This is a genomic window from Amycolatopsis sp. NPDC028719 (genome assembly GCF_055565395.1).
In genome coordinates, this window is sequence record NZ_JBVHUL010000011.1 from 170,883 (window position 1) to 185,087 (window position 14,205).

The following is a 14,205-nucleotide window of genomic DNA, read 5'->3' on the forward strand; positions in this document are numbered from 1 at the left end:
GAGCCGTCGCCTCCCAGCGGTAGGCGACGCGTCGTGGACCACCGAAGCTTCGGTGGGTTTCACTCGGGACATGCCCACCGAAACGCGCGCCCCGGCGAAACTGGCGCTCACCGCAGTCTGCCTGGGCTTCGTGATGATCACGCTCGACGCGACCATCGTGAACCTCGCCCTGCCCGCGATCGGGGCCGATTTCGGCGAACCGTCGACCGCGGCGCTGCAGTGGGTCGTCGACGCCTACACCGTCACGCTCGCCGCGTTCCTGCTCACCTGGGGCGCCGCCGGCGACCGGTGGGGTTCGCGACGCGTCTTCGAAGCGGGCGTCGCCGCTTTCGTCCTCGCGAGCATCGGCTGCGCGCTCGCCGGTGACACGGCTTGGCTGATCGCGGCACGGGCCGTCCAGGGTGCGGGTGCCGCCGCGCTGCTGCCGTCGTCGCTCGCGCTGATCGTCCACCAGTTCCCGGACGCGCGGGAGCGGGCGCGTGCCCTCGGCGTGTGGGGCGGCATGAGCGGGGTCGGGCTCGCGGCCGGGCCGATGCTCGGCGGGCTCGCGGTCGGCCTCGCCGACTGGCGGCTCGTCTTCGCGGTCAACGTCCCGGTCGGCGTCGTCGCGATCGTGCTGACGCGCCGCGCGGTCGCGGAACCGCCACGCCACACCGCCACCCGCCTGGATTCGGCCGGGCAGGTGACGGGCACGGCGTCGCTCGCGGGGCTCGTCGCCGGGTTCATCGAGGCCGGGCACGCCGGCTGGTTCGCGCCCGCGACCCTCGCGCTGCTGGCCGGGGGAGTGGTGGCCGGCGCGGTGTTCGTGGCGGTCGAGAAGCGCGTCGCGGAACCCGTGCTGCCGCTTGGCATCCTGAAGGTCCGCACCTTCGCGGTGGCGACCGGGATCGGCGGCCTGTTCAACTTCTGCCTCTACGGCACGCTCTTCTGCCTCGCGCTGTACCTGCAGCGCGCCTGGTCGCTCGGCGCGCTCGCCGCCGGGCTCGCCCTGGTGCCGCTGACGCTGGTGGTCGGGCTCAACGCGTTCTTCAGCGGCCGCCTGATCGGGCGCTTCGGCCCGCGCGTGCCGATGGTCGCCGGCGCGCTGGCCGGCCTGGCCGGTTCGGCGGGCTTCGCGCTGCTGCCCGCGGACCGCGCGCTCGTGCCGTTCGTCGTGGTCTCGGTCGTTTTCGGCGGCTGCTCGCTGGCCATGCCCGCGATGACGTCGCTGGCGATGAACTCCCTGCCGGGCAAGGCCGGGCTGGCCGCGGGCGTGCTCAACGCGTCGCGGCAGACCGGGGGAGCGATCGGCGTCGCGCTCGTCGGCGCGCTGCTGCCCGCCACCGGGATGTGGCTGGTGGCGGGCAGCTACGCGCTCGTCGCGGGGCTCGCGTTCGCCGGGCGTCAGTCGTCGTAGGGGTCGTCGACTTCGGCGCGGCCCCACTCCTCGGAGACGCGCGAGTGGTCGATCACCGCGAAGACGGCACCTTCCGGGTCGGCGAGGATCGACATCCGGCCGAACGGCGTGTCGTAGGGCTGGATCACGACGGTGCCGCCGTTCATCAGCGCTTCGCCGGCGACGGCGTCGACGCCGCGGGCCGGGTCGATGTCGAAGTAGACGAGCCAGTGCGGCGGCGTGTCGATGCTGTACTCCGAGCCCATCACGTACCGGTACAGCACCGGCTCGTGCTCGATGAGCCATTCGACGTAGTCCAGCGACTCGCCGTCGCCGATCTGGTGGCTGCCGTAGGTGAACAGCTTGGTGTAGAAGTGATCCGCCGCGACGCCGTCGTGGGTGTTGAGGTCCGCGCCGCTGAAGGTGTTGGGGATCCCGGTGACGAACTCCCAGTCCGGCGGCACCTCCCAGAACACCACCGGCGCGCCGCACGCGTCGAAGGCGTGCAGGATCGTGCCGCGCTGCGGGATCGGCATCGGCCCGAGCGTCAGCCGCCCGCCGAGGTGCTCCACCCATTCGGCCGCACTCGCGGTGTGCGGCACGGACAGGTGCGGCATCCAGCCCAGCGGCGCGCCCTGGGCGGCGCGGTAGAGGCCGCCCACCGGGACGGTGTTCAGCGTCGCGATGGCGTACCGGCCGTCGGACGTCGCCGGGTCGCGCTGAGTGGCGTACGTCCAGCCGAAGAGGGCCCCGTAGAATCTCTCCGCCACGGCCTGCTCGCGGCAGGCCAGCTCGATCCAGCACGGAATTCCGGCCGGGACCGGGGATGGGGTACTGGACGGGTCGATCGCCATGGGTGCTCCTCCCGAGACCCACCGAATTCTATGCGTGATCCGTAAGGTTTCCGCCAAGAATTCGCCGCCGGTCGATCACTGTCGGCGGGTGAAGGGCCCGAAAGGAGCAACGGTGCGGTGGTCGTCCCGGCGCGCGGAGGTCGTGCCGAGTCCGAACATCTGGTACTACCAGGCCGATTACGAGCTGGAGAACCGGGCGCAGGACAGCGGCGGCGAGATCTGGCACGTGCTGCGTGAAGAGGGTGACTGGGCCGGCCGGGACGTGCTGGACGTCGGCTGCGGCGACGGGTTCCACCTGCCGCGCTTCGCTCGTGACGCGCGTTCGGTGCTCGGGGTGGAGCCGCACGAGCCGCTCGTGCGAAGCGCGTTGGAGCGCGTGAAGGATCTGTCGAACGTGGACGTCAAGATGGGCCGGGCCCAGCGGCTGCCGGTCCGCAGCGCGAGCGTCGACGTCGTCCACGCGCGCACGGCGTACTTCTTCGGGCCCGGCTGCGAGCCGGGGCTGGCGGAGGCGGAGCGGGTGCTGCGGCCGGGCGGGGTGCTCCTGATCGTCGACCTCGACGTGACCAGCGAGCCCTACGGCACCTGGATGCGCGCCGACCTACCGCACTACGACCCGGGCGCCGTCGAACGGTTCTTCGCCCGGGCCGGGTTCGGGTGCCGCCGGGTCACCACCGAGTGGCGGTTCGAGACGGCGCGGGACCTCGAAGCGGTGCTGAAGATCGAGTTCAGCAAGCGCGTCGCCGAACAGGCGATCGCGGAGTCGGTGCAGCGTAATGGGAATCGCGCGCACGACCTGACGCTGCCGGTGGGCTACCGCGTCCACGCGCGGGTCAAGCCCACCGGCCTCGTCGTACCAGGTCACTCGGCTGCCGCTTCACCCGAAGCGGATTCCTCGTCGTCTTCGCCGAGGATGCCGTAGAGCGAGCGCCGGGCGTCGTTGAGCACTTCGGCCGCGCGGGCCTGCTGGCTTTCGGTGCCGGCGCGCATGATCTGCACGACGGCGGCGGCCAGGTTCTTGCCCGCCTTGGCGAGCCCGACCTCGGTCGGGTCGACGTCCTGCGCGATGTGCTCCCACGGCGGGGTGCTGTCCTGCTCTTCCGCGGCGGTGCGGCCGGCGTCGGTCAGCTCGAAGAGCTTCTTGCCGTGCTCGTCCTTGCTGATGACCAGGCCTTCGTCGGCCAGCAGCTGCAGCGTCGGGTAGACCGAGCCGGGGCTCGGCCGCCAGAAGCCGCCGGAGCGTTCGCCGATCTCGCGGATGATCTCGTAGCCGTGCCGGGGCTGCTCGGCGAGCAGCGCCAGGATCGCGGCGCGGACGTCACCGCGGCGGCTGCGCCGTCCGCCGTGACCCCGCCGGCCCGGTCCGTGGCCGCGACCGCGTCCACCGGGGCCGAAGCCCGGGGGGAACTCGCCGAAACCACCGAAGGGCCCGAATGAGGCGCGCCCACGTTCGTGAGCGAAGGGGTGTCGTTGCCTACGCATGTCTGGGTTCCTTTCTCGAACTGTTGCGACACGTTCACGATATATCGTGAACGGTCGGATGGCAACCTCGCTCCGGTGATGCCGCTCACGGAACTTGAGCCTTCAAGTGCTGAGCCTTAGATTAGGCAAGCCTAAACACCTGTTAGCAAAGGTAACGACCAGTGCGCACCCGATCGCTCCCGCTGACGGCGGGGCTGCTGGTCCTCGCCGCGGCGCTCGCCGCCGCCGTGCTGCTCAGCATCGCCGTCGGCACCCGCGGCCTGAGCCCGGGCACCGTGCTGGACGCGCTCTTCCACTTCGACCCGGCGAACCCCGACCACCTCGTGGTCCGCGAGCTCCGGCTCCCGCGCACGCTCGCCGGGGTGCTCGCCGGCGTCGCGCTGGGCCTGTCCGGCGCCGTCATCCAAGGCGCGACGCGCAACCCGCTGGCCGACCCGGGACTGCTCGGCGTCAACGCGGGCGCGGCCCTGTTCGTCGTCCTGGGCATCGGCACGTTCGGCATCACCAGCGTCGGCGGCTACGTGTGGTTCGGCTTCGCGGGTGCCGCGGCGGCCGGAGCCGCCGTCTACGGCGTCAGCTCGCTCGGCCGGGCGGGGGCGACACCGGTGAAGCTCGCGCTGGCCGGCGCCGCGGTGACGGCGGCCCTGGCTTCGGTGACGAGCGCGCTGCTGCTGACCGACGCCACGACCTTCGACCAGTACCGCTTCTGGCAGGTCGGCTCGCTGACCGGCCGGGACGCGGCGACGATCACCCAGGCCGTGCCGTTCGTCCTGGCGGGCGTCGTGCTCGCGCTCGTCTCGGCCCGGCTGCTCAACGCGCTCGCGCTCGGCGAGGACGTCGCCCGCTCGCTCGGCCAGAACGTGCCGGTCGCGCGGCTGGTGTGCGCGCTCGCCGTCGTCGTGCTGTGCGGATCGGCGACGGCGATCGCCGGGCCGATCGCGTTCGTCGGGCTGACCGTGCCGCACGCCGCGCGGCTGCTCACCGGCCCCGACCACCGCTGGCTGCTGCCGTACTCGGCGTTGCTGGCGCCGCTGCTCCTGCTGGTCTCCGACGTGCTGGGCCGCGTGGTCGCGCGCCCGGCCGAGGTGCAGGTCGGGATCGTCACCGCGCTCGTCGGCGCGCCCGTGTTCGTGTTCCTGGTGCGCCGCCGGAAGGTCGTGGCGGTGTGAACGCCGTCGACGTGGTCGCCGCCGCGCGCCGCCGTGGCGTGGTCCGGGCCCGTTCGGTGTCCCTGCTGCTCTTCGCCGCGATCGTCGTCGTCTTCGCGCTTTCCCTGGCGGTGGGCGACTTCCCGGTCCCGCTCGGCGACCTTCCCGGCCTCCTGTTCGGCGGCGACGGCGTCGGCCGCGCGGCCTACGTCGTCACCGAGCTCCGGCTGCCCCGAGCCGTCACCGGCGTGCTCGTCGGCGTCGCCTTCGGGACCTCCGGCGCGCTCTTCCAGCGCCTCCTGCGCAACCCACTGGCCAGTCCCGACGTCATCGGCGTGACGCAGGGCGCGAGCGCGGCGGCGGTCGTCGCGATCGTGCTGTTCGGGGCCGGCGGCGCGGTCGTCTCGGCCGCGGCGCTGGCCGGCGCGCTGCTCACCGGCGCCACGATCTACCTGCTCGCCCGCCGCGGCGGCGTCCACGGCTACCGGCTGGTGCTCGTCGGCGTCGGCGTCGGCGCGGTGCTGACCAGCGTCGTCTCGTACCTGATGACCTGGGCCGACGTCACCCTCGCCCAGCAGGCCCTGGTCTGGCTGACGGGCAACCTCAACGGCCGAGGCTGGGACCACGCCCTTCCGCTCGCCGCCGCGCTCGTCGTCCTGCTGCCGGCGGCTCTGGTCCAGAGCCGGGCGCTGACCGGGTTGCAGCTGGGCGACGACACCGCCGCCGGACTCGGTCTGCGCGTCGAACGCAGCCGCGTGGCGCTCCTCCTGGTCGCCGTCGCGCTGGCCGCGTTCGCGACGGCGGCCGCCGGGCCGGTCGCGTTCGTCGCCTTCGCGGCCAACCCGATCGCGACCCGGCTCGTCGGCGGGGCTCGCGCGGGACTCGTCCCCGCGGCGCTGACCGGCGCGCTCGTGGTGCTGCTGGGCGACTTCGCCGCCCAGCACCTGCTCGGCGCCCAGCTGCCGGTCGGCGTCGTTACCGGCGCCGTGGGCGCGCCCTACCTGCTGTGGCTGCTCGCGACGGCCAACCGCGCCGGGCGAGTGTGAGAGGAACGCCGTGACACTGCACACCGAGAACCTCGACCTCGGCTACGGGCCGCTGCGGGTGGTCAAGGACCTGTCCGTCCGGATCCCGCCCGGCAAGGTCACCATGATCGTCGGGACGAACGCCTGCGGGAAGTCGACGCTCCTGCGCGGGCTCGCGCGGCTGCTCACGCCGACCGCGGGCGCCGTCTACCTCGACGGCAGGGGTCTCACGACGTGGCGCAGCAAGGACGTCGCGACCGTGCTGGGCCTGTTGCCGCAGTCGCCGACCGCGCCCGAAGGCATCACCGTCGCCGACCTCGTCGGCCGCGGCCGCTACCCGCACCAGGGGATGTTCCGCCGCTGGAGCGACGAGGACGACGACGCCGTCGCGAAGGCGATGCTCGCGACCGACACCGTCGAGCTGGCCGACCGGCCCGTCGACGAGCTGTCCGGCGGGCAGCGTCAGCGCGTGTGGATCGCCATGGCGCTGGCGCAGCGGACGCCGTTGCTGCTGCTCGACGAGCCCACGACGTTCCTCGACATCGCCCACCAGGTCGAGGTTCTCGACCTGCTGTCCGAGCTGAACGCCGAGGACGGCCGGACGATCGTCATCGTCCTCCACGACCTCAACCTGGCCGCCCGCTACGGCGACCACCTGATCGCGATGAAGGACGGCCGGATCGCCGCCGAGGGCGCGCCCGCCGACATCCTCACCGCCGAGCTCGTCGCCGACGTCTTCGGCATGCCTTGCCGGGTCATCGAAGACCCCGTCTCCGCCACGCCCCTGGTCGTCCCGATCGGCCGGCGGCGGGCCACCCCCCGAGAAGAAGGAACTCCCGATGCGTCCTAAGTGGACAAAGCTGGTCGCGGCGTTCGCGGCCGTGACGCTCCTCGCCGCCTGCGGCCAGCCGGAAAAGCCGAGCAGCTCCGGCGTCGGCGACCAGGACGTCGCCACCGGCGGCCGGCTGTTCTCGACCGCCGACAGCGAGACCGCCAAGCTGGGCGCGGACGTCGGTCCCGGCGTCTTCCCGCGCACCGTCACGCACGCGCTGGGCAAGACGAAGCTCGACAAGAAGCCCACGCGGGTCGTCGTCCTCGACAGCGGGGAGCTCGACGACGTCCTCGCGCTCGGCGTCACCCCGGTCGGCATGGCCACCACCGCCGGGCAGAGCGGCGTGCCGTCCTACCTGGCCGACCGCGTCAAGGGCATCCCGGCGGTGGGGGAGATCAACAACCTGAACCTCGAGCAGATCGCCGCGCTGAACCCGGACCTGATCGTCGGCAGCAAGCTGCGCGCCAACGACCTCTACCCGCAGCTGTCGAAGATCGCGCCGACGGTGTTCAGCATCCGGCCCGGGTTCCCGTGGAAGGAGAACCTGCTGCTGATCGGGGCCTCGCTGGGCGACGAGACGAAGGCCGTCGGGCTGCTGAACGACTACCAGAAGCGGGCGAACGAAGTGAAGGCCGGGATCAAGGGCGCGCCCAAGATCTCGCTGCTGCGGTTCCTCTCCGGCAACATCCGGCTCTACGGCAACCTGTCCTTCATCGGCGTCGTCCTCAAGGACGTCGGCCTGGAGCGGCCCGCGAACCAGAACATCGACGAACTCGCCGCGCAGATCTCCAAGGAGCGCATCGACGAAGCCGACGCCGACTGGATCTTCTACTCCAGCTACGGCGCGGGGCCGAGCGCCGACGAGAAGGCCGTCACGAGCAGCGGGCTGTGGGCCGGCCTGGGTGCGGTGAAGGCGAAGCACGCGATCCCGGTCGCCGACGAGGTGTGGTTCCTCGGCCTCGGCCCGATCGGGGCCATGCGGGTCCTCGACGACCTCAAGAAGTACCTGGGCTGACAAAATCGGCGGCGTGCCGGAAACCATCGACGAGATCGACGCGCGCCTGCTCCAGGCGCTGGGGGAGGACCCCCGGTCCACGGCGGTCGCGCTGGCCGAACGGCTGGGCCTGTCCCGCAACACGGTGCAGGCCCGGCTCGCGCGGCTGGAGCAGCGCGGCGTCCTCGGGTCGTTCGAACGCCGCATCGACCCGGCTCGCCTGGGCTACCCGCTGCGGGCGTTCGTCAACGCGCAGGTCGACCAGCGGCGGCTGGCCGAAATCGCCGACGCGCTCGCGACGATTCCCGAGGTCACCGAGGTGTGCGGGCTGACCGGGGCGAGCGATCTGATGGTGCAGGTGGTGGCCGTCGACGCCGACGACCTCTACCGGATCGCCGGGCGCATCCTGGCCTCGCCCGGGGTCGAGCGGACGAACATCTCGCTCGTCATGCGCGAACTCGTCCCGTACCGGCTGACGCCCCTGCTCGAGCGCGTGCATTCTGCGCAGCCGGAGACCTGAGCCGTCCGTCGCCGGTGGGCATTCTGCTCACTTCCGGCGGCATCGGTTGTGCGTTGCGTTCACCAGTGCTGTCCTAGGGACGCTTCCTGCACGAAAGGTGTCGACGATGACTCAGGCCTCCCCGACGGCTCCGGCGACCGGCTCGGACGAGCTCGCCGCGATCGAACGGCGGGTGCTGTGGCTCGCCACCGCGATCGTGCACCAGGCCAACCGCGTCCGGCCCAACCCGTCCGGGCTCAAGGTCGGCGGGCACCAGGCGTCATGCGCGTCGCTGGTCTCGATCATGACGTCGCTGTGGTTCCGGCACCTGCGTCCCGAGGACCGCGTCTCGGTGAAGCCGCACGCGTCGCCGGTGCTCCACGCGATCAACTACCTGCTCGGCGAGCTGGACGAGGCCTACCTGCCGACGCTGCGCGAGTTCGGTGGGCTGCAGAGCTACCCGAGCCGCGCCAAGGACCCCGACCCGGTGGACTACTCGACCGGTTCGGTCGGCATCGGCGCGACCGCCCCGATCTGGGGCGCGCTGGCCCGCCGCTACCTGACGACGCGGGGCTCGTCCGCCGGCACGGGCCGCCAGTACTCGCTGGTCGGCGACGCCGAACTGGACGAAGGCGCGATCTGGGAAGCCATCCTCGACCCGGGTGTCGCGGAGCTGGGCGAAATCGTCTGGATCGTCGACCTCAACCGCCAGTCGCTCGACCGCGTCGTGCCGAACATCGCGGCCGGGCGGCTGCAGGGCATGTTCGACGCGGCCGGCTGGCAGGTGCTGACGCTGAAGTACGGGCGGCTGCTGGAGGAGCTGTTCACCCGGCCCGGCGGCGCGGAGCTGCGGGCGCGGATCGACGCGATGCCGAACCCCGAGTACCAGCGGCTGCTGCGCTGCGACGCGGCCCAGCTGCGTGACCGGCTCCCCGCGGGCGACGCCGCGCTGGCATCGTTGGTCGCCTCGCTGGACGACGAGACGCTGCTGGCCGCGATCCGGAACCTCGGTGGCCACGACCTCGGCTCGCTCGACGAGGTCTTCGCGTCCATTTCCGACAGCCGGCCGACGGTGATCTTCGCCTACACCGTCAAGGGCCGTGGCCTCCCCACCCAGGGACACCCGCAGAACCACTCGTCGCTGCTGACCGTCGCGCAGATGGAAGAGCTGGCTTCGTCTCTGGGAACGGATCTCGCTTCGCCGTGGGAGGGCTTCGCTGAAGGGTCGTCCGAAGCCGCGTTGTGCGCTGAAGTCGCTTCGCGCCTTCGCCGTCCTGACGTCCCTTCGGCGCCTTCGCTGGAGCTGCCGGTCGACATCGGGCGGACGCCGTCCGGGACCGCGACGACCCAGGCCGCGTTGGGACGCGTGCTGCTCGACCTGACGCGCGAAGCGCCCGAAGCGGCGAAGCGGGTCGTGACGGTCAGCCCCGACGTCAGCTCGACGACCAACCTCGGCGGCTGGGTCAACAAGGTCGGCGTCTGGTCCGCGACCGAGCGCCGCGACTGGTTCGACGACGACCCCGAAACGATCATGCACTGGCGGGAGAAGCCGACCGGCCAGCACGTCGAGCTGGGCATCGCCGAGACGAACCTCGTGGGGCTGCTCGGCGAGCTGGGCGCGACCTGGAGCCGCTGGGGCGAGCCACTGCTGCCGATCGGTGTCATGTACGACCCGTTCGTCGAGCGAGCGCTGGAGCCGTGGTCGTTCGGCATCTACGCGGGCGGGCAGTCGATCCTGATCGGCACGCCGTCCGGCGTCACGCTCGCCCCGGAGGGCGGCGCGCACCAGTCGATCACGACGCCGTCGATCGGCATCGAACAGCCCGGCTGCGTCAGCTACGAACCGGCGTTCGCGATCGACACCGAGTGGACGCTGCTGGCGGCGCTCGGCCGGCTGGGCAAGCCGGGCGGCACGTCGTCGTACTTCCGGCTCTCGACACGTCCGGTCGACCAGACCCTGGCCGGCGTGCCCACGGATCCGGCGGCGCGCGAACGCCGTCGCCGTCAGGTCGTCGCGGGCGCGTACCTGCTGCGCCGCGCGGATTCCCCCGCGGTCACGCTGGCGGCGATGGGCGCGCTGGTGCCGGACACCCTGGCGGCGGCCGAACGGCTGGCCCAGGTGGGCGTCGAGGCCGACGTCGTGTGCGTGACCAGCCCGGGCCTGCTGTTCGAGGCTCTGCAGGCGCGCTCGGGCCGGGGCGGCGGGGAGTCCTGGATCCTCGACCAGGCGTTCCCGGCTTCGCGGGCGAAGCCGCTGGTCACCGTGCTCGACGGGCACCCGCACACGCTGGCGTTCCTGGCCGGGGTCAACCGGGTGCCGTCGGTCGCGCTGGGCGTGACGGGCTTCGGTCAGTCCGGGTCGCTGGAGGACGTGTACCGCCACCACGGCATCGACACCGACGCGATCATCCGGGCGGCGCTCGACGTCGTCAGCTGAAGGTCGCCGCGGCGAGCATCGAGTCCATCTTCTCGTCCCATTCAGGGAAGGACCCGTACTCGACGACGAGGATCTTGCTCGTCGGCAGCCACCACATCCGGACCTGGTTGTTCTGCGTCGAGTCCCGGCAGGTGACCTGCCACTTGCCGTACTCGGCCTTCTTCGGGCCGATCGGCTTGAAGCCGGACTCGAGCAGGTCGCTGCCGGTCGCGACGGCGGCGTCGCCGGGCGGCGAGGCGGCGGTGATGCAGGTCGGGACGTCCGTGCCGGTGTACCAGCCGAAGGGCCGCTTCGCGCTGGGCAGGTTGATGGGCGCGTTGGGGTCCGAAGTCGCTTCGCGCAAGTCCAGCAGCCGCGCCTGGCAGACGGCGCCGCCTTCGGCGACACAGCCGTCGAGGAGGCCGTCCTCGCTTTTGTCCGTGTACTTCGCCCCGACGGGCAGGGCGACGTGCATGGTCGCGATCACGATCTGCGGCCCGGCGACCTTGGTCACGGTCGGGACGGGCTGCGCCTGACCGCCGGTGGCGGTGCTGCAGGCGGCGGTGCCCAGCACCACCGCGACGGCCAGGAAGAAACGGCTCCGCACGGGCTCACCTCTTTCGTCCGCCCTTGGACTCTCGAGCGCCCCGGCCGGTTTCACCGGGCGATCGACAATCTAGCCAGGGCGCACGGAGACGTCAGGACGCGGTGTCGTCCACCGGATCACCGGCGACGCGGGACCGCAGCGCGCGGATTTCGCCGGCGGCGCGGCGGCCCGATTCGCGCAGCTGAGCCGCGGCCTGCGAATCCTGCACCTGCCGGAGCTGCTGCACCCAGGTGACCGGGACGACGACCGACCCGGCGCGGCGGTCGTGCCAGCAGGTGCGGCCTTCGGGCGCGGCCCGCAGGGCGAGGCAGTCGGCGATCGAACCCGCGAACAGCAGGACGCCGAGGGCCGCCCACAGGAGGCTGAGGTCCAGCAGCGCGAGGATCAGCAGCACCCAGGCCAGCCCGGGGAGCACCACTGCGACCGCGGTGCGCCGGGCGGTCGCCGCGAGTGAAAGCCGGGCCCCGCCGGCCGCGCCCGTCCCGGCCCGGATGACGGTCAGCGCGAACGCCATCTTCCCCGGGGTCCGGCCGAACCAGTGCACGAAGGCGACCTCGTACGCCGCGACGAGGAGGACCTGCACCGTGAGCGTGCAGCCGACGATGAGCACGATGGTGCCCCAGTAGCCGGACAGCGCCGCGAGCCCGACGTCGTCGAGGTCGCCCCACTTGCCGAACACGGCGTCGAGGGCGCCGTCCCGGGTCAGCAGCGCGGCCTGCTCGCCGGCGCCGGACTGGATGAGGTGGCCGGCCGGGAACCACAGCGGCGAGCCGATGAGCCAGGGCAGGAGCCAGTCGATCCAGCGGGCGCCCCACCGGCGCCAGGTCGTCGGGCGCTGTCCGCCGCCGGGTGTGGTCACGATCGTTTCCCTTCGCCGCCGTTCGCGTTCAAGCCGGGAAGTCGCGCGGTGCCGCGGCGGCGATTCAGGCCCCGCGCCTTTGTCCGGGAACTGTCCAGTCCGCCGGGTGACCTGGCGTACACCGGGCCAGGGCGGCTCCGGCGGCGGTTCGGGGGTCGTGGGAGACTGGTTCGGTTATGACTGCCCTCCCGCTCGTCTTCGACGCCCCCAAGCGCGGCCTGCCGCCGCGCCACCTCGCCGACCTTTCGGTGGCCGAGCGCGCCGCCGCCGTCGCCGAGCTGGGGGAGAAGCCGTTCCGCGCGAAGCAGCTGTCGAACCACTACTTCTCGCGCCTGACGGTCGACCCGGCGGAGATGACGGACATCCCGGCGGCGTCGCGGGACCGGTTGGTCTCGGACCTGATGCCGACGCTGCTGACCGAGGTCCGCGCGCTGGCAGCCGACAACGGCGCGACCCGCAAGACGCTGTGGCGCGCGCACGACGGCACGCTGCTCGAGAGCGTTTTGATGCGCTACCCGGACCGCGCGACGCTGTGCATTTCGAGCCAGGCGGGCTGCGGCATGGCGTGCCCGTTCTGCGCGACCGGCCAGGGTGGCCTGGATCGGAACCTGTCGACGGCGGAGATCGTGGACCAGGTCCGGTCGGCGGCGGCGGTCATGCGCGACGGCACGATGCCGGGTGGCCCCGGGCGGCTGTCGAACATCGTCTTCATGGGCATGGGCGAGCCGCTGGCCAACTACAAGCGCGTGGTGGCGGCGGTCCGGCGGATCACGGATCCCGCTCCGGGTGGGCTGGGGATCGGGCAGCGTTCGGTGACGGTGTCCACTGTGGGTCTCGCGCCGGCGATTCGTAAGCTGGCGGACGAGAAGATGCAGGTGCGTCTCGCCGTTTCGCTGCACACGCCGGACGACGAGCTGCGGGACACGCTGGTGCCGGTGAACGAGCGCTGGTCGGTGGACGAGGTTTTGTCGGCGGCTCGGTACTACGCCGACACTTCCGGGCGCCGGGTGTCCATCGAGTACGCGTTGATCCGGGACATCAACGACCAGCCGTGGCGGGCGGAGCTGCTGGCGAAGCGGCTGCGCAAGCACCTGGGTCAGCTGGTGCACGTGAACGTGATTCCGTTGAACCCGACGCCGGGGTCGAAGTGGGATGCGTCGCCGAAGCCGGTGGAGCGGGAGTTCGTGCGGCTGGTGAACGCGGGCGGAGTAGCGTGCACGGTGCGTGACACGCGCGGCCAGGAGATCGCCGCGGCTTGTGGCCAGCTCGCGGCCGAAGGCTGAGTTTTCGTTTCTGTTTCTGTGATGGAGAAATCGTCGTGATGTATGCCCCCAGCCTGCTGGACCCGGCTGCGGAATCGTTGAAGCTCGGCGACCACGTCGGCGCGACGGACGTCGCCCGCGAGGCGCGGACGCTGCTCGGTGAGCGCTTCAGTTCGGTGACGTTCATGTACGTGCTGATGCGCGCGTACGAGGTGGAGTACAACGCGGCGCGCGATGCTTCGCGCTGGCACGAGTTCCACGGTGGACCGCGGGCGTTGTCGGACGCCGATCTGGAGAAGCTGCTCGCTCCGTGGCTCAGCCGCTGACGCCGGCTTGGACGTAGACCCTGACGGGCACTTCCCGGTCGCCGCGGGTACTGAAGTTTTCGTACACCCGGAACTCGCCACCGGTCCCGAGTGCGGACTCGACGAACCGCGCGCACGGTGAGGTGCCGGCTGACATCTCGAAGAAACTCATGGCCGGATGAGCCATGTCGCCGATCCAGAACCGGGGCACGAGAAGCAGTTCGGCTTCGTCGTCGGACCACTCCGTGAGTGAGATCATCCGCAGGTACCGGCCGGCAGGCTCGCTGCCCGCGCGCTCGACCGCGCCGACCAGGCCGGCGAGGAACCGGGCCGAGTAGCGAAGCAGAACCTCGTTCGCTTCTCGAACCGGTCGGCCTTCGAAGAAAGCCACGTCGGAGTCCCGGGCGTAGAGCGGGATCTCGTCGAACGGCAAGGACGGGTGGTACGAGCCGATGCCCGGCCACTCGGCCGAGGCCGCGAGCGCGTCCAGTTCGCTCGTGAACTCGCCGTGGATCTCATCCAAACGCATGGGTGCCCACCGTAGGGG

General features: G+C 71.8%; 15 protein-coding genes. 10 read left to right on the forward strand and 5 right to left on the reverse strand.

The genetic code is table 11. The annotated features are described in order from the left end of the window. Positions 1–70 precede the first annotated feature (70 nt). A complete protein-coding gene (locus ACZ4TR_RS39290; protein WP_465293241.1) occupies positions 71–1,396 on the forward strand; it encodes an MFS transporter in 1,326 nt (441 codons plus the stop codon). Here ACZ4TR_RS39290 and ACZ4TR_RS39295 read toward each other — a convergent pair. Beyond that, entirely contained in the window at positions 1,384–2,229 is an 846-nt protein-coding gene (locus ACZ4TR_RS39295; RefSeq protein WP_364515501.1) for a VOC family protein, read from the reverse strand. The two genes, ACZ4TR_RS39290 and ACZ4TR_RS39295, sit on opposite strands and share 13 nt — an antisense overlap. Positions 2,230–2,341: 112 nt before the next feature. On the opposite strand from ACZ4TR_RS39295, the gene ACZ4TR_RS39300 reads away from it, so the two are divergent. Next, entirely contained in the window at positions 2,342–3,151 is an 810-nt protein-coding gene (locus tag ACZ4TR_RS39300; protein ID WP_465293242.1) for a class I SAM-dependent methyltransferase, read from the forward strand. Here the strand turns inward: ACZ4TR_RS39300 and ACZ4TR_RS39305 are convergent. After that, positions 3,091–3,711 (reverse strand): PadR family transcriptional regulator, encoded by a 621-nt coding sequence (locus ACZ4TR_RS39305; protein ID WP_364515495.1) that lies wholly within the window; start codon positions 3,709–3,711, stop codon positions 3,091–3,093. The genes ACZ4TR_RS39300 and ACZ4TR_RS39305 overlap by 61 nt on opposite strands. A 161-nt stretch (positions 3,712–3,872) precedes the next feature. Here ACZ4TR_RS39305 and ACZ4TR_RS39310 point away from each other — a divergent pair, with 161 nt between their 5' ends. The 6 genes from ACZ4TR_RS39310 (at position 3,873) to ACZ4TR_RS39335 (ending at position 10,646) form a co-directional block, all read left to right on the forward strand. Beyond that, positions 3,873–4,880: a FecCD family ABC transporter permease gene (locus tag ACZ4TR_RS39310; protein WP_465293243.1), complete on the forward strand. Its 1,008-nt coding sequence runs from the start codon at positions 3,873–3,875 to the stop codon at positions 4,878–4,880. Further along, the gene (locus ACZ4TR_RS39315; protein WP_465293244.1) at positions 4,877–5,905 is read left to right on the forward strand and encodes a FecCD family ABC transporter permease; all 1,029 of its coding nucleotides are present in this window, start codon (positions 4,877–4,879) and stop codon (positions 5,903–5,905) included. The genes ACZ4TR_RS39310 and ACZ4TR_RS39315 overlap by 4 nt, the downstream gene beginning before the upstream one ends. Before the next feature lie 10 nt (positions 5,906–5,915). Continuing rightward, the gene (locus tag ACZ4TR_RS39320) at positions 5,916–6,734 is read left to right on the forward strand and encodes an ABC transporter ATP-binding protein (RefSeq protein WP_364515487.1); all 819 of its coding nucleotides are present in this window, start codon (positions 5,916–5,918) and stop codon (positions 6,732–6,734) included. Further along, entirely contained in the window at positions 6,724–7,731 is a 1,008-nt protein-coding gene (locus tag ACZ4TR_RS39325) for an ABC transporter substrate-binding protein (RefSeq protein ID WP_465293245.1), read from the forward strand. The genes ACZ4TR_RS39320 and ACZ4TR_RS39325 overlap by 11 nt, the downstream gene beginning before the upstream one ends. Before the next feature lie 13 nt (positions 7,732–7,744). Then, a complete protein-coding gene (locus ACZ4TR_RS39330) occupies positions 7,745–8,230 on the forward strand; it encodes an Lrp/AsnC family transcriptional regulator (RefSeq protein WP_364515481.1) in 486 nt (161 codons plus the stop codon). A 106-nt stretch (positions 8,231–8,336) separates the two neighbouring features. After that, complete coding sequence (locus ACZ4TR_RS39335) at positions 8,337–10,646, forward strand: transketolase-like TK C-terminal-containing protein (protein WP_465293246.1); 2,310 nt, start codon at positions 8,337–8,339, stop codon at positions 10,644–10,646. On the opposite strand, the gene ACZ4TR_RS39340 is transcribed toward ACZ4TR_RS39335, so the two are convergent. After that, the gene (locus tag ACZ4TR_RS39340; protein WP_465293247.1) at positions 10,639–11,232 is read right to left on the reverse strand and encodes a hypothetical protein; all 594 of its coding nucleotides are present in this window, start codon (positions 11,230–11,232) and stop codon (positions 10,639–10,641) included. The two genes, ACZ4TR_RS39335 and ACZ4TR_RS39340, sit on opposite strands and share 8 nt — an antisense overlap. Positions 11,233–11,323: 91 nt before the next feature. Beyond that, positions 11,324–12,091, reverse strand: a complete 768-nt coding sequence (locus ACZ4TR_RS39345; protein ID WP_465293248.1) for an RDD family protein — start codon at positions 12,089–12,091, stop codon at positions 11,324–11,326. A 176-nt stretch (positions 12,092–12,267) separates the two neighbouring features. Here ACZ4TR_RS39345 and rlmN point away from each other — a divergent pair, with 176 nt between their 5' ends. After that, positions 12,268–13,374 (forward strand): dual-specificity RNA methyltransferase RlmN, encoded by a 1,107-nt coding sequence (gene rlmN, locus ACZ4TR_RS39350; protein WP_465293249.1) that lies wholly within the window; start codon positions 12,268–12,270, stop codon positions 13,372–13,374. Positions 13,375–13,412: 38 nt separating this feature from the next. Continuing rightward, on the forward strand, positions 13,413–13,679 hold the full coding sequence (locus ACZ4TR_RS39355) for a hypothetical protein (RefSeq protein ID WP_364515821.1): 267 nt from the start codon (positions 13,413–13,415) through the stop codon (positions 13,677–13,679). Here the strand turns inward: ACZ4TR_RS39355 and ACZ4TR_RS39360 are convergent. Beyond that, positions 13,669–14,187: a hypothetical protein gene (locus ACZ4TR_RS39360; RefSeq protein WP_465293250.1), complete on the reverse strand. Its 519-nt coding sequence runs from the start codon at positions 14,185–14,187 to the stop codon at positions 13,669–13,671. The genes ACZ4TR_RS39355 and ACZ4TR_RS39360 overlap by 11 nt on opposite strands. Positions 14,188–14,205: the final 18 nt, after the last annotated feature.